General features: G+C 43.8%; 13 protein-coding genes. 7 read left to right on the top strand and 6 right to left on the bottom strand.

The genetic code is table 11. The features are described 5' to 3' along the window. Positions 1 to 147 precede the first annotated feature (147 nt). The 6 genes from AFM12_RS16325 to AFM12_RS16300 form a co-directional block, all read right to left on the bottom strand. Positions 148 to 1,656, bottom strand: a complete 1,509-nt coding sequence (locus AFM12_RS16325; protein ID WP_055150296.1) for a DUF1593 domain-containing protein — start codon at positions 1,654 to 1,656, stop codon at positions 148 to 150. A 65-nt stretch (positions 1,657 to 1,721) separates the two neighbouring features. After that, complete coding sequence (locus AFM12_RS16320; RefSeq protein ID WP_055150293.1) at positions 1,722 to 3,293, bottom strand: nucleoside hydrolase-like domain-containing protein; 1,572 nt, start codon at positions 3,291 to 3,293, stop codon at positions 1,722 to 1,724. A gap of 67 nt (positions 3,294 to 3,360) precedes the next feature. Next, on the bottom strand, positions 3,361 to 4,566 hold the full coding sequence (locus AFM12_RS16315; protein ID WP_082391386.1) for an esterase: 1,206 nt from the start codon (positions 4,564 to 4,566) through the stop codon (positions 3,361 to 3,363). Between the two features lie 13 nt (positions 4,567 to 4,579). Further along, positions 4,580 to 5,599: an SMP-30/gluconolactonase/LRE family protein gene (locus tag AFM12_RS16310; protein ID WP_216598521.1), complete on the bottom strand. Its 1,020-nt coding sequence runs from the start codon at positions 5,597 to 5,599 to the stop codon at positions 4,580 to 4,582. 16 nt (positions 5,600 to 5,615) lie between these two features. Beyond that, on the bottom strand, positions 5,616 to 7,187 hold the full coding sequence (locus tag AFM12_RS16305) for a DUF1593 domain-containing protein (RefSeq protein ID WP_055150290.1): 1,572 nt from the start codon (positions 7,185 to 7,187) through the stop codon (positions 5,616 to 5,618). A 192-nt stretch (positions 7,188 to 7,379) separates the two neighbouring features. Continuing rightward, positions 7,380 to 8,561, bottom strand: a complete 1,182-nt coding sequence (locus AFM12_RS16300) for an esterase (RefSeq protein WP_055150287.1) — start codon at positions 8,559 to 8,561, stop codon at positions 7,380 to 7,382. A 191-nt stretch (positions 8,562 to 8,752) separates the two neighbouring features. On the opposite strand from AFM12_RS16300, the gene AFM12_RS16295 reads away from it, so the two are divergent. The 7 genes from AFM12_RS16295 (at position 8,753) to AFM12_RS16265 (ending at position 16,168) form a co-directional block, all read left to right on the top strand. Beyond that, positions 8,753 to 9,520: a DeoR/GlpR family DNA-binding transcription regulator gene (locus AFM12_RS16295; protein WP_055150394.1), complete on the top strand. Its 768-nt coding sequence runs from the start codon at positions 8,753 to 8,755 to the stop codon at positions 9,518 to 9,520. A gap of 78 nt (positions 9,521 to 9,598) precedes the next feature. After that, positions 9,599 to 10,993, top strand: a complete 1,395-nt coding sequence (locus AFM12_RS16290) for an L-fucose/L-arabinose isomerase family protein (RefSeq protein WP_055150284.1) — start codon at positions 9,599 to 9,601, stop codon at positions 10,991 to 10,993. Between the two features lie 124 nt (positions 10,994 to 11,117). Further along, positions 11,118 to 11,939: a transketolase gene (locus AFM12_RS16285; protein WP_055150281.1), complete on the top strand. Its 822-nt coding sequence runs from the start codon at positions 11,118 to 11,120 to the stop codon at positions 11,937 to 11,939. Between the two features lie 4 nt (positions 11,940 to 11,943). Further along, positions 11,944 to 12,927: a transketolase family protein gene (locus tag AFM12_RS16280; RefSeq protein WP_374754274.1), complete on the top strand. Its 984-nt coding sequence runs from the start codon at positions 11,944 to 11,946 to the stop codon at positions 12,925 to 12,927. Positions 12,928 to 13,033: 106 nt separating this feature from the next. Continuing rightward, entirely contained in the window at positions 13,034 to 13,963 is a 930-nt protein-coding gene (locus tag AFM12_RS16275; RefSeq protein WP_055150278.1) for a D-ribose ABC transporter substrate-binding protein, read from the top strand. A 92-nt stretch (positions 13,964 to 14,055) separates the two neighbouring features. Next, entirely contained in the window at positions 14,056 to 14,652 is a 597-nt protein-coding gene (locus tag AFM12_RS16270; protein WP_055150275.1) for a DUF2291 family protein, read from the top strand. A gap of 31 nt (positions 14,653 to 14,683) precedes the next feature. Then, on the top strand, positions 14,684 to 16,168 hold the full coding sequence (locus tag AFM12_RS16265; protein WP_055150271.1) for a sugar ABC transporter ATP-binding protein: 1,485 nt from the start codon (positions 14,684 to 14,686) through the stop codon (positions 16,166 to 16,168). The last annotated feature ends 67 nt before the right edge of the window (positions 16,169 to 16,235 follow it).

Below are 16,235 nucleotides of genomic sequence, written 5' to 3'. Positions count from 1 at the left end.
GCCAATTTTTAGTGTCTCTGACATTTTTGGCTTCTTGACTTCATTAAACGTCTGTCATCAGAAAAATAGAAAAAGGTGTTCTATGAAAACAGCCGGCCCTTAAAAAAGGCCGGCTGTCGGGTTTTATATTTAGGTTTGACAAAAAGTTTATTTTACATCAATAACGAACCTTTGGTAACGGGTCATCGGATGAATGCCATTATCTGTTACCTCGGCGATAATGTGTAAGCTTCCGGTTTCATCTACTGGTAATGTGAGCGTAGCCTTCGTGCCCTCTGAAATCAACATGGCTTCACCTCTGTACGTCCCCACTTCATTATAGATCCAGAAACTCGTTTTAAGCTGATCACCATCCGGGTCAGAAGCAGATATTTCCATAGTTACGGTTTCACCTGGCTTTGCGGAAACATTATTCGGTGTTGTGGCCTTTACAACGGGTGAGTGGTTAGCGTTTTCAAAATCTGAAATACACCAGTCTGCCCGGGCGGCAAAATCATTTTGTATGGCCGGAATCCACCGTGTTTGAGCATAAGCTTTATCCAGCGTGTCTGTGTAAGGGTTGAAATCTGTTGCTGCGTCTCCATCTTCCCAGCGGCTTGGCCTTGTGGCAGATTGAACCAGTCTGCCTCCCCAACCTCCAATAGCCGGGTTCTCCAGATTTTGAAGGCCTACATCTACCAGATGAAGAAAGGCAGGTGAATCACCCTCAGAGATAAAATCATACTGCCCAAAACTTCCCCATTGATTGTCTTTTGCCTTTTCCATTGAGCTGTAAATGTCTTCTATCTCACCCTGAGGCGGGTTTCCATCGCCATAGCTGTAATATTTTGCCAGCAAAGGACCGTGATTGTTGATAATCTCATCCATAAACTCTCCTTCCATGTACGGATGAAGCTCTTTAGGTACAGCTCTTTTCCAGAAATAGGCAAAACTCCAGAATTGATTGGAGTTGTAATACACTTTAATATCAGGCCAGTTCGGTTCAATGTATTTCTTGTAAGTAGCATCCTGATCAAGAATGGCATAAATAATAGCCTTATGACAAACTTTATCATACACTTCCTTCCATTCCGGTGTATCCTGGTATTGGTCCTGAATGCTTTTTAATGCTCTGGCAATAGTGTTAGTTCCGCCCCAAACCTGAAGGTATAATGGGCTATCATCATCATCCAGTAATTTTTCTTTGATGAAATCAGAACCTGGAGTATCCTTTTCCATTTCACCCTCAAAATCAATGTTTCCAATTCGAATTCTGTCTCGAAGGTATTGATGAGTCGGATAATCTTTTGAATGCTTTATCAGATTGGGATATACCTCTCCATAAGCATCTACCAAATCGTAAATCCACTGCTCGCCTGGCCAACGTAACTCGGTGCGTTCTCCGTAAATACGCTTGGTGGTTTCCATCTCTGAGGTGAATGCGGTCCCTTTGCCGTCACCTTTGTAATGCCACTGTGAGCTACTGATAATCAGGCCTTCTACCTGATATTCATTCGCATATAAAAGCATTCGGATAAACGAATCAACGTCATCCAGTTCGCCATCCGTCGTTACGATGGTTCGAGGTTTTACTGCGTTATTTTCTTCTTTTTCTTTAGTGGGCGAGCATGCCACGAGGAGTAGACCGAGCCCGAAAAGGCTTAATAATTTGGTCATAGGTTTAAATTTATCTGGTTGCAATATTCTCTTTTCTATTGGTTTTCTGTCAAAACACTTAACAATTATAGCACGTTGATCACATACTGAGCAAAACGTGTCATTGGGCGATCGGCATTATCTTTTACTTCCAGATTGACCACGAATATATCGCCTGATTTGGCGTCTGCCGGTACGGTGAAATTCGTTTTATAACCAGTTTCTGTTGAAACATGAAGATGCTCCGCTTTACCTTCTGTGTATGTGCAAGAGAACGCCGGGATCCACCATTTAGCAGTCAGTTTATCTCCGTCAGGGTCTGTTGCTTCTCCTGAAAGAGCTATATTTTCTCCTGCCCTGGCATTGAAATCCAATTGTTTGGCTGTGACAATTGGTGCGTGGTTACAATCTTCAGGTTCTGCAATGGCCCAGTCGGCCCTTGCGGCCAGTTCTTCCCACATCACGATGGTGTAATGGTTGCTTTTTTTGAAACCTTCGGGTGTTGGTCCAAGAAATTGATTGCCTCTGTTAGTAACATCTGAACGCAGGCCGATATCAATGAAAGAGGCTGTACCAAACTGGCATATACTCCAGTCAAACGGCTTAAAATCAGCCCTCGGGAAATCAGCAAGGCTTGCGGGCCCCCAGCCAAGCTCAGCTGACTTTGCCCAGTCCATATATGTGATGAGCCCATAATTATAAATGATGGGCTCACCGTAAAGTGCACGGCCTTCGCCCATGAGCCAAATTTCTTCCGCCAGTTTTCCATGACCCTCTTTATAGGCATCAAGAATAAAATCGGCGTGAAGGTATGGCTGGAGCTCATCATCTACGCGATTCCTTGAATTATAGCTGGCCGCAAAGAAAGAACCGTAACTGAAAAAACCTCTGTTATAACCTCCGCTCTGAAGACCCGGAAACATCTCATCAATTTTACTGTCTGCCCGGCAATTGTCTTCTCCGTTGCCTCCGATACGCACTTTTGAAACGACTTTAGCCAGAACTTTATCCCATTCTGGTGTACCATGGTATTGCTCGTAAATCGAGTATAAAGCTCGTACGGTGGTGTTGATGCCACCCCAATGCTGAATGTACAACGGACGAATATCATTATCCATAATACATTTCTCAATATGCTTTGATCCTTCGGTCTCAAAACGATAATCACCCTCGAACTCGACATTTCCAACCTTTGAGACACTCCTGATATGCTCAGGTGTCGGGAAATTCGGATTGTTCTTACTCATCATTTGATAGTCTGCCTCGTAATAATCTACAATACGATTTAACCACGTAGGGTCTACAGGACGATATTCTGTCAGATCAGCAGGCTTTTCAACACGGTGTTCGCAGTGCTGGGCATTGCATCTGAAATTTGGCGTGATTTCACCGAGCGTATGCTGGCCGCCGTCACCTTGAAAATGATACATGCCTGCCGTCCAGACAATCCCGGCGATATCATATTGATCTGCGTACATCAGGCTTAAAATGACCCCGTTCATGTCATCCGCTTCCAGATCTGTGGTAATCAGGATGCGGGCCTGCTTGCTTTTATCAACTTTTTCGGTCCGCGGGGCAAAGGCATACAGATTTTGCATACCCGAAACCAGAATCAACAGAGCAAAAAAAGTTGAAATCAAGAAATTCGTTTTTTTCATTTTTGAAATAGTTTATTCATCAAAACAGAAATGGTTTAGGGTGGATTATGAATTGTGAAAACACACTTTAGAATAATTTCTGAGCAAACTCATTGAGATAAATTCTCCAAACTTTCCAGATGTGCCCGCCCTCGGTTTCCAGATAGGTATACTTCACTCCGAGTTCATCAAGTTTATCCCTGAATTCCTGATTGGCCTTGTAAAGGAAATCATCTTTCCCGACGCCTATCCAGTAAAGCTCAAAACCGTTTTCGTTTTGCTTTTTAATGCCTTCGTCGAAATTGGCATAAATACCTTCGGCCTCGGCATTCATCAGCCGGTTAGCAGAGGAGAAAACCCCGATATAATCAAAAGTATTCTCGTAAATTCTTGAGATATGAATGGTATGAAAACCTCCCATGGAGAGCCCGGCGATGGCACGATGCTGCTTGTCATTAATGGTTCTGTAGTTGTTTTCAACAAAACTCATGATCTCACCAAAAGCACTTTCAAAAGCTCCACGTTCGTCGGCTCTGTCTTTTTCGCGACTAGGCTTGTAAAAGCCCATACTATTTTCACCTGGGGCAGCTTCCATGGCCATATGCCCGTTTGGCATGACCATAATCATTGGTTTGGCTTTGCCTTGTGCAATCAGGTTGTCTAATATTTGAGTAGCCCGTCCAAAGGAGCCCCACTCACCTTCATCCCCTCCGTAACCGTGCAAAAGATACAGGACGGGGTAACTCTGATCTGTGTTTTTCTCATAACCTGGGGGAGTGTAAATGCTAATTCGACGGTCCTTGCCGGCTTTTGCTGAAGGATACCAAGGATGTGAAACGGTGCCGTGAGGTACATCATTGACTTTGTAGTTGTCTGCGATGCCATTGCCAACGATGAAAACATTACTGATGGTGGCAAAATCACGGAAAACGTATGGGTTATTCGGATCTGCTGTGGCTACTCCGTCCACTACAAAAAGATACATGTACATTTCAGAGGGTAGGGGTTTGGTTGTCAAGGTCCATACCCCGTTTTCGCCTTTAACCATTGCAATAAGTCCTGTACCAACCACACCTCCGATAGGATTATCTGCTGCCTTTTCAGCAAAATCGCCGGCCACCTCTACTTTGGTCGCATCGGGTGCTTCAAAACGAAAAGTCACTGAGTTGTCGGAATTGACAACGGCAGATTCAAGGTTTTGTCCTCCGAAGAGGTTTTGCTGAGCATTAACCTGGCCAATCCCCAGAATGAGCAGACATGATACCAAGAGTAAAGTCTTTTTGATTATTAACATTGTTCTGATCTGTTTAATAGGTTAAGAAGTTTAGTTTTAGTCCGGCTTTGTTCCATGGAATGGAAATCAATTTTCCGGCACCACCCAGCGTGATATAGGCGGTTTTCTGTTGGTTTCCACCAAAACAAATACTGGTGGTTAAGATATCTTGAGTGGGTATATGCCGAAGCAGTTTCCCGTCTTTTGAAACAATGCTTATTCCGCCATTCAATAGCGTGGCGACACACAGATTGCCCTCCTCATCCAGAGCAAAAGAGTCAAACATTTGTTGACCTGGAAGGCCGATCACCAACTTCTTGGTTGAAGTGTCAATTTCACCCGGAGTATTGATTTGATAAGAGAAAAGGCGTCCTGTATTAGTTTCGGCATAGTAGAGGCTTTTACCATCCGCCGAAAGTCTAATTCCATTTGGTGTCTCTAGTTTTTCAGCTTGTCTGCAAATAAAACTTCCGTCAGTTTTAGCATAATAAATAGAACCGTGCTCTTTGTGCGTGCTGAAGTATTTTCCCTGATCAGAAATCCACATTCCGCCTTGGGCATCAAAAACAATGTCATTCGGAGCACTTAGTTTTCGGCCTTCGCATTCGGAATACAAAGTTGTAATATTACCTGTTTGGAGGTCAACCCTTTGGATATAACCGCCTTTATAGTCTTTTGCAGCCTCTCCGGGAAAAGTCACTCCATTTCTAACGGACCATTGCAGTCCTCCATTATTACAAACATAGACGGCTCCGTCTGGTCCCATCGCCGCTCCATTTGGCCCGCCCCCTAATTTTGCAATGACTGTTTTACTGCCATTTTTTCCAATTTTGGTCAGGTTTCCAAACTGCATTTCTACTACCAAGACACTACCATCAGCCAGAGCAATGGGGCCTTCAGGAAAGCCAAGTCCCTCGGCTAGTGTTTCTATTTTTGTTTCCTGACTTTGACTTCCTGATTGACCAAAGCAATATCCCATGCCTGCCAGCGAAATCGCTGACAGGCAGGTGTAACAGCCAATGGTTAAACTAAAAAGTCTTTTGATCGAGTACATCGGAGGCCTGATGGGTTTATCGGTTTCTAATCTCCAGGATTACACGTTGATATCGGGTTAAAGCCGGACTTCCATTATCAGTCGCTTTCAAAATGAAGTGCATTGTTTGACCCGGCTTGGCATCTTCCGGGATTTGGACTTCGGCCGTTTCTGTTTGAGCGTTATTTATTTCTACCGCCTGCGTGTAAGTTCCAGCTGGCATTTGCACCCATTGAAGTTTCACCTCATTGCCGTCGGGATCGCTGACAGCCGCGTGTAATTTGACTTTCTGCCCAGGGTTAACCAGTAAGTTCTCGGGGCTTTGGAAGTGTATAATCGGCTCATGGTTGGCCTCGCTATATTTTGGAGTGACCGCCCATTTCATTCGGGCTACGAAACTTTTCTGAGCTTCAGCGAAAAAGTCAGGGAATGGGATGGCCACTTCTTCTGTCTCATTATTTCTTGCTGCTAATCTTTGGGCCATTTGCTCTGCTGATCCGGCAGATGAAGAAAAGGCCGAATTGCTTTCGACCACCGTTGGAATAGTACGGCCACCCCAGCCACCGAAAGTGCCGTCTTCATAGGCTCTGAGTCCATTTCCGAGCATATTCATGAAAGTGGCATTATCCCCTTCGCCTAGCCAGGAGCCTTTCTCTTGAGGTGGCATCCAAACGAAATAGCCCATTTTTCTAAGTTCATCGGCTGTGTAACCGGAAAGCCCGAAGTAGTCAACCTTGTCGCCTTCCACCATTTGTTTTCCATCTCCCCATACACGGTAAAGGCTTCCTAGAGGGCCTTTGGATACAATATTCTCTGTCATGTACGCTGGGGTCAACAGGGGCTTGTTGGTTTCATTGGCTCTTAATTGTGCTCCATAACCATAGTTTGGACTGTCTCTGAATACCCTATATTCTATACCCGGCCAGTTGTGGCGGATATATCCATAAAAGGTATCATCCTGATCGCCGGAAGGTAGTAATACTACTTTACGGTTGATTTTCTCTCTGATAGCATCCCACTCGGTGGTAAACTGGTATTGATCCTGAATTACTTTTAAGGCCCGTGCTATTGTGCTGGCTCCGCCCCATGAGGTGATGAAAAGTTTACCGGGTTCGTTATCAAGAATGGTTTCTCTGATCAGTTCTGAACCCGGGCTGTCCTTTGAGAAATCTCCGTCAAACTCTACGTTTCCAAATCTGATTTTTGATTTAAGATACTCGGGTGTTGGGTATCCTGAATGATGCGTTTTTAGATTTGGATAACTCTTTTCGTAAGCTTCTACGATATCGTGAATAAACCGCTCATCTTCTGCCCATCGGTAGCTTTCACAGGGGCAGATACCCATATTGAAACGGTCGTATTCACGCCCGGGTACGTACCATTTTGTACCCTTGCCATCACCTGTCCAGTGAAACTGAGAACTGGCATAAACCAGACCCTCAATGTCAAGGTCTGTGCTGTATAGAATAAACCTGATAAGGGAGTTGTTATCATCAAGTTCAGGGTCAGCAGTGATGATGATGCGAGGTTTTTCCTCTTGAGCATTCGTTTGAATGACAGCAAAAATGCCGAGGATAAGTGTTAAAAAGATTAGTTTGATTTTTTTCATTTTGGAAATGGTTAAAGACTTGATTGTGACTGTCCTCGGCTTCTCACAGAGTCCTGCGGACGCTCGGACTGACAATTGAATTGTCCGGCTGAGCGGAGTCGAAGCCCTGACCTCGAAGATGCTTTTTCTGATAAGGGACTGTTCTCGACTCCGCTCGAACTTACACCTTGCTCTTCAATCTTTCATTCATTATTATTTAAAACACAAAGGAGCAAACTCCGTCAAATACATTCTCCAGCTATTCCAGTCATGGTTCCCGATGTTTTCACGGTAAATGTATTTGAAACCGACTTCGTCGTAAAGTTTTCTCAACTCCACTCCGGTTCTGTAAAGGAAGTCGTCTGTTCCCATGCCAATCCAGTATACCTTAGGGTTATTTTTTTGTAGAGCCTTTAATTGAGCCACGTGTTTTTCTTTGTCATATCCGTCAGGACGAAATGTCGAGAACAAACCCATACTCATCACGCCGATGTATTTGAATAAAGAAGGATTTGCATTGCTGATATTCTGTGTATGATAACCGCCCATAGAAAAACCAGTTAGTGCACGGTGGTCTGCGTCATTGATAGTTCTGTAGTTCTTCTCGACGTATGGCATGACATCATTAACCAGACTTCTTTCAAATAGGCCGGCGGCCATTGCACCGACTCCACCAGGGGTAGTTTTTGCAGTAGCAAAAGCCTCACGGTCAAGAACAGTAGCCGTATTATTTACGTCCCCATTAGTAATGACCACAATCATCGGTTTGGCCTTGCCTGCGGCAATCAGGTTGTCAATGATGTAATTGGCTCTACCACGATTCACCCAAACTTCTTCATCACCTCCGGCTCCATGCAATAAATACATCACCGGGTATTTCTTCTTCGGGTTCTGGTCATATCCCGGCGGGGTATAGATGAACATGCGACGTTGCTCAGGTCCAACCGTCGGAGAATCATACCATACCGCTTTCAGGTCTCCATGAGGTACTTGTTTGGCATCAATAAGATCACCCAATCCTCCAGGAACCATTAGCCTGCTTTGAATGTAACCGCCATCCCGTGTTACGGCTTTATTATATGGATCAAGCATAGGCAAGCCATCCACCACAATGTCATACTCATACATATCAGAAGGTATCGGGCCTACTTTTACCTCCCATAAAGTATCTTTCTTACTCATGATATCCGGAGCGAACTTTCTGTTCCAGGTTCCTACTACACGAACATCTTCAGCTTTTGGAGCATAGATTCGGAAAATTACAGAATTGTCTGACAGGACTTCCGGCGATACTATGCCGCTGGGTCTGCGTTGAGCTGAACCCGGAGTGCTGGAAATGGAGATCGCCAGAAAAAGTGTAATCAGTATATTTAAAAAGCGAAATGGTTTTTTCATGATTATTTATAATTCAGGGTGTTTTCTCAGGAAATAATTTGACTATTTCTGGAATGCGAAAATAAAAGCAAAAATATAACAAACAAATATTTTCGTTTACTTTTGTTTTGTTTCGTTTGTTTTCTTTTTAATTTTGTCGACGAAATGAAGTTTTAAGCGTTATCTTGGGCTTCATTTTAAGGATTGATATTATGTTGCCGAATCAGAGAAGGGATAAAATACTCGAATTACTAAAGGAGGATGGTTCTGCCAAAGTGGTGGATCTGGCCCGCCTTTTTAAGGTAACTGAAGTGACTATCCGTCAGGATTTGGAGAAGTTGGAAGGAGAAGATCTTATCATTAAGGAGCATGGCGGAGCAACATTAAAGAATGTTGAAGATCAGGTGAAGAGTTTCTCACTTGTTCATCAGGAAAACCTGGACAAGAAAGAGGCGATTGCTCAGAAATGTCTTGAGTACATTGAGGATGGGGATACTATCATTCTGGATTCAGGAAGTACAACAACAGAGATCGCCAAGAAAATCAAGTCCTCAGGGCTGAAGAATTTGACAGTGATCACAAATGCTTTGAACATTGCTCTGATGTTGGGTACGGGTTTAGATGTCGAGGTTATCATGACTGGTGGAGAGTTCAAGCCACCGACTTTGTCTCTTACGGGGCAGAAAGCCGCTGATTTTTTTAAAGGTCTGAATGTTCAAAAGCTTTTTTTGGCAACGGCTGGTATCTCTTTGAAGTCAGGCCTTACTTATCCGAGTATCAGTGATATTGTTGTTAAAAAAGCCATGATCGATGCTGCTGAAGTGGCATATTTGGTGGCTGACAGTACGAAGATTGGCAAAAGTGCTTTGGCAAGCTTGGGAGCCTTAGGAATGATTGATTATATCATCACGGATTCAGGGATACAGGATAAGCATAAAGAGGTTTTTGGAGATAATGAGATTGAAGTAATTGTAGCGTAAAATGGGAGCACGGATACTGCAGATTTAGTAGATTTTCACGGATTTGATCAGTGTTCCAATAAATTGAGATATAACAAAATGACATTAGGAGTAATCATCGGAAACCGGGACTTTTTTCCGGATAGTTTGGTAGAGAAAGCCAGAACAGAAATTATTGAGGTATTTGATAAACTGAACCTGAAAGCGGTTTTGTTGGGTACAAATGAAACCAAACTTGGTGGTGTGGAAACTTATCAGGAGGCCATGAAATGTGCGAATCTGTTCAAGGCACATCGCGAAGAAATTTCAGGTGTTTTGGTTCTGTTGCCTAATTTCGGTGATGAAAAAGGTGTGGCTGATACACTGAAACTTGCTGGTCTTGACGTGCCGGTTCTCATTCAGGCCTATCCCGATGAACTGAGCAAAATGAATGTGGTGAATCGCCGGGACAGCTGGTGTGGCAAGATTTCAGTTTGTAATAACCTGTACCAGTATGGCATCAAATATTCGTTGACCTCCCAGCATGTCAGTCTGCCTTCTTCAGAGGTTTTCCAAAGAGATTTAAAGGATTTCGTAGCTGTATGTCGGGTAACCAACGGGTTGAAATCTGTTAGAATCGGAGCGATAGGTGCCAGACCGGGAGCGTTTAATACAGTTCGTTATTCTGAGAAAATTCTTCAAAGAAACGGTGTTACGGTTACCACTTTCGACCTCTCAGAAATTCTTGGTAGAGCTAATAAGCTTAACGGAGATGATGCTAAAGTCAAGCAGCATATCGAAAGTATCAATGCTTATGCACCAAAAGGAAAAACGCCGAACGAAGCGATGCTTCAAATTGCGAAACTGGACGTAGTATTGAAAGAAATCATGGAGGAATATGCATTGGACGCCACAGCCATCCAATGTTGGACTTCCCTTCAGCAAAACTACGGCTGCAACGTATGCACCAGTATGAGTATCATGTCTGAAAACATGCTTCCTTCTGCCTGTGAGGTGGATGTGACAGGAACGCTCAGTATGTATGCCATGCAGCTGGCTTCGGGCTCGCCTTCGGCACTGGTGGATTGGAATAATAACTATGCGGATGATCCTGAGAAATGTGTGCTTTTCCATTGTGGAAACTGGGCGAAGTCATTCCTGCCGGATATTGAGATAAGTAATGCTCCGATTTTGGGAACTTCTGTGGGTGTGGAGAATACCTACGGAGCACTGGATGGTCGCACGCCGGCAATGCCTTTAACATATGGTCGTATCAGTACTGATGATCCAAACGGAATTATCAAAGCTTATATCGGTGAAGGTGAATTGACGGATGATCCACTGACTACGTTCGGAAACCGGGCTGTTGCACAGATTAATGATCTTGAAGGTCTGATGAAATACATCTGTAGAAACGGATTTGAACATCACGTAGTTATGAATGCCTCAAAAACTGCGGGCATTCTGGAAGAAGCTTTGAGTAATTATATGGGCTGGGAGGTTTATAAACACTGATCATGTCAGTCCAAGCGTAGTCGAGGACAGTCACTTTAGCAGTAAACTTTTTGCCAGGATAGAGGTTCTCGACTCCGCTCGAACTGACATCAGATCTTGGCTAAACTGAAAATTGAGAAGAAAGATGACAGCAAAAGAATTAAAAGATAAATCGATAGAGCTCCGGCGGAAAACGTTGGAGATCATTTATAATGCGAAAGCAGGGCATACAGGAGGTAGTTTGTCCATCATGGATATTCTGAATGTGCTTTATAATCGCATTATGAATGTCTCTCCTGAGAATTTCAACGATGCCAATCGTGACCGATACATTCAGAGTAAAGGCCATAGCGTAGAGGCTCTATACACGGTTTTAGCCGATAGGGGTTTTTTCCCTGAGGAAGATCTAATGACACTTTGTCAATATCAGTCACCCTACATTGGTCACCCTACCAAAGGAGTAAATGGTATGGAGCAGAATACGGGTGGTTTAGGCCACGGTTTGCCGATTTGTTGCGGAAATGCTTTGGCGGCTAAGAAAGATAATTCAGGTGTCAAAGTATATACGGTTTTGGGCGATGGCGAAATGGCGGAAGGTTCCAACTGGGAAGCCATGATGTTTGCGGCCCACTATAAGCTCGATAACCTTTGTGCAATTCTGGATTATAACAAATTGCAAATTACAGGAAGCAATGCCGAAGTGATGGGTTTAGAGCCTGTAGCGAAGAAACTGGAAGCCTTCGGCTGGGCAGTTAAAGAAGTGGACGGTCATGATTATGATGCCCTGATTGAGACGTTTGAAAGCCTGCCTTTTGAAGAGGGGAAACCTTCTTTTGTGATTGCACATACGGTGAAAGGAAAAGGGGTAAGTTTCATGGAAAATAATATCAAATGGCATCATGGAGTGCCATCTGCAGAACAAATGGAGATGGCCAGAGAGGAGTTGTTAATAAAAGAGGAAGTTTAAAATGATGAATAGCCTGGAACAATTAGAGATGGAGACGAAAGAAATTAAAAACGAAGTGTTACTGGGTAAACCTAACCTTGAAGTCTTTTCTGCAACGATGCAAAAACTCGCTGAAACAGACAGAGGCATTATGGCAGTCACCAGTGATTCGCGAGGTTCGGGTAAACTGGTACCGTTTGGTCAGAAGTTTCCTGAGCAAATAGTGGAGGTTGGTATTGCGGAGCAAAACCTTGTTGGAGTGGCTACCGGACTTGCAGCTATGGGCAAAAAGGCCTTTGCTGTTTCTCCGGCTTGTTTTCTTACGGCGAGATCTTTAGAGCAAATTAAAAATGATGTTTGCTATTCAGATAATCCGGTGAAGTTGATCGGTATTTCTGCCGGGGTGAGTTACGGAGCTTTGGGAAGCACCCATCACAGTTTACATGATTATGCTGTGCTGAGAGCGATCAATAACATCACTATTGTGGCACCGGCTGATAATTTCGAAACAGAAGCAGCCATCAGGTCTGCGGCTGAAATGGAAACTCCCGTTTACATCAGATTTGGGAAAAAAGCGATGCCTCAGAATTTGGGGAGTATTGATTTTGAATTCGGAAAAGGTCGCGTATTGAAAGAGGGCTCTGACCTGACCTTTGTGGCCACTGGCGAAGGCGTTTGGCCGGCTTATCAGGCTGCTTTAAAATTGGAGGAAGAAGGAATTCATGCCACGGTTCTTAGTATTCATACCATCAAGCCGTTGGATACGGGTCTGATTGAAAAATTTGCATCAAATGGTCAGCCGATTCTTACGGTAGAAGAGCATTCTGTCAATGGTGGATTGGGTGAGGCGGTGGCCTCCCATTTATTCCAAAATGGATTCAGGAATAAGTTTAAAATTGTTGGCCTGCCCGATGACCATACCGTTCATGGCTCTCAAGTTGAGATTTTTGATCATTATGGAATCTCAGAGGAAGGTTTGACCAAAACGGCAATTGAACTATTGAAATAATGGGACACAGATTACGGAATATAAAAACAGATTTACATTGATAAAATCAGTGTAAACCCGTGTTCATAGAGTGATCTGTTCAATCCGTGTTCTACAAACGACGAAAATGAAGAAAATTAAATTTCTACTATTCATCATTCTGGCCTTCGGGGCTCTGTCCTGCGGTAAAAAAGGGGATGATGAAAAACCAAAAGTAGCGGTAGTCATCTCTACTCTGAATAATCCCTGGTTCGTTGTTTTGGCAGAGGCAGCCGCCGAGAATGCTCAAAAGCTGGGCTATGAAACCAAGATTTTCGATAGTCAGAATAATCCGGCGACGGAGTCGGATAACTTTGAAAATCTGATTTCTTCCGGCTATGATGCTATCCTTTTCAATCCAACAGATGCAGACGGTTCTATCTCCAATATCCTGAAAGCCAAAGAAGCCGGAGTTCCTGTTTTTTGCATGGACCGCGAGGTAAACTCCAATGATGCGGCCACGGCACAAATCCTTTCAGATAATTACAGCGGTTGCGTAGAAATAGGGATTGAGTTTGTCAAAGCTCTGGGCGGAAAAGGCAAGTACGTGGAAATCATTGGACTGGTTGGTGATAATAATACCTGGGCTCGTTCCGGAGGCTTTCACTCGGTGGTTGACAAATTTCCAGACCTTCAAATGGTGGCACAGCAAAGTGGAGACTTTGACCGAAACAAAGCCATGGAAGTACTGGAAACTATCATGCAGGCTAATCCTGATATCGAAGCCGTTTTTTGTGGAAACGATGCCATGGCCTTAGGTGCGTATCAGGCTCTGCAGGCTGCTGGGAAAGCTGATCGGGTAAAGGTTTTTGGTTTTGACGGAGCCGATGAAGTGGTGGAGAAAATTGATGAAGGCAAAATTGTGGCTACCGGAATGCAACACCCTTTGGTAATGGCCGAATACGCCGCCCGCTATGCGGATGAATATTTCAAAGGTAAGAGAGATTTCCCCCAACGCGTACCGGTGGAGGTTGAATTGGTGGTAAAGGAGAATGCCGAACGATTTTTGAAAAAGTAAACCCTAATTGTAGGAATACGGATGAAACGGATTGGAAAAATCAGTGCTAATCTCTTCTCATAAATGAAATCTGTGTGCCATAAACATTGAATATGAAATACGCCATACTAATAGTTTTGATCGCTCTGCTCGGTTACAACTCGGTTTACTTTGAAAAACTGAGCGATCGAAATAGCAAGACATCGGAAAGCTTCGACTTTGCCACCTATGCAGACTCTCTTTACACCCAAGGCTTATTAAAGGCGGAAACTCCTATCGCCATAGATCAGCTCTTGGTAGAAGTAAAGGCAGATCAAAACCGGGCATTTGAAACCTACGGAAACCGTTTGGGCATTGGAAACTCCGCTTATTTTATGGTCAGTGTAGAAGGGACGGTTGCGGAAAAAACAGATGGCCTTCTGAAAGTAAGAGACAAATCAGGTACTGTTTGGCCCGTAGATACCGAATTCATTTTTGGCAACGCCATTCGTGATGCTTCGCGACTTGTAAAACTCACCGATTTTAAAACAAACGCTGAATTTAATGCTTTATCGGAGGCCTTAAATTCTATTATTCGGGAAGAGGCAATTCCAGAAGATTTAGAGGAGCTTAGGCAGGGCGATGAAGTGACAGTCAATGGTGCCATCAAACTCAGTAAAAATGAAGATTTGACTATAAGAGTAGTTCCTGTACAAATTGATAAACCCTAAAATATTGCCGTCAATACTTTCAACCCTATAAATGCTGGAAGCAAAAAACATATCAAAATCCTTTCCCGGAGTAAAAGCTTTGCAGAATGTGAATTTTACCTTTTATGCAGGTAAAGTTAATGCCATTCTGGGTGAAAATGGAGCCGGGAAGTCTACTCTGCTAAAAGTATTGACCGGGGTCTACCAGGATTACGAGGGCGATATCTTACTAGATGGTGAAAAGGTGACTTTTGAGTCTGTAAAGGCGGCTCAGTTGGCTGGAGTGGGTATCATTCATCAGGAGTTAAATCTGATTCCTTCATTAAGCATTGCAGAGAACATCTTTTTGGGTAATGAGGTCAAAAACACGTTTGGAGTTTTGAATGATATGGAAATGGAGTCACGTTCGGCAGAATTGCTCCAACAAGTGAACCTCAACATTTCTCCCAATACAAAGGTTGAAAGCCTTAAAGTAGGCGAGCAACAACTGGTAGAAATCGCCAAAGCTCTACTCATTGAAACGCATGTTTTGCTTATGGACGAGCCCACCTCGGCTCTGACAGATAAGGAAATTGACCGGCTGCATGGAATAATTGCAAAACTCAAAGCCGAGGGCAAGGCCATTGTTTATATTTCTCATAAGATGGACGAGCTTTTCCGGATTGCCGACACTTATACGGTGCTGCGTGATGGCCAAACAGTAGGTGCCGGAGAAATGAGTGAGACCACTGAGGCTAATCTTATAAGTTTGATGGTGGGTAGGGAAGTACAAATTCCTCCTAAGTCTCAGGGAAAGGCAGCTGGTGAGGTGTCTTTAAAAGTTGAAAATCTCAACCTGCCTCATCCAACCATCAAAAACAGAAATCTTCTTGATGATATTAATCTGGAACTTCGCAAAGGAGAAATTCTCGGAATTTTTGGCCTGATGGGAGCCGGGAGGACGGAGCTTCTTGAAAGCATTTTTGGCTTGAATAGCCGGAATTTGCAGGGTGAAACCCTGATCAATGGAGAGCAGGTCAAAATTTCATCACCTCAGGTGGCCAAAAATCATGGACTGGCTTTTTTGACGGAAGACCGCAAAAGTGAGGGTTTAGTCCTTGGGATGGATTTGTCTGCCAATATTGGTTTAACAACGTTAAAAAACGGAACCTTGCTTCAAGCTGGGAAGGAGGCTGAAACGGCGAAGAAATATATTAATGAACTAAGCATTAAAACACCTTCAGAGAGTCAATTGGCGGTGAATTTGAGCGGAGGAAACCAGCAGAAGGTGGTTTTGGCCAAATGGCTGGATACATTTCCGGAGATTCTGATGCTGGATGAACCGACCCGTGGAATTGATATTAATGCCAAAAGTGAGATTTATGACTTGATCGCGAAGCTGGCGGAAAGTGGAAAAAGTATTCTGTTAGTATCCTCCGAGATTCCGGAGATTCTTGCCCTCTCTGATCGCATCCTGGTGATGGCAGAAGGGAAGATTACAGCGGAGTTTAAAGCCGGAGAGGTGACCGAGGAAATATTATTAAAGAAAGCGATTTGAAACGATGAATGATAAACGATGAACTATGAATGGACTCGGCCCGAAATTCATCATTCATCATTCTCCC

Source organism: Jiulongibacter sediminis (assembly GCF_001306455.1).
GTDB classification, from domain to species: domain Bacteria; phylum Bacteroidota; class Bacteroidia; order Cytophagales; family Spirosomataceae; genus Jiulongibacter; species Jiulongibacter sediminis.
Note: the sequence above shows the minus strand (reverse complement) of the source record. Positions and strands in the feature narration are given on the sequence as shown.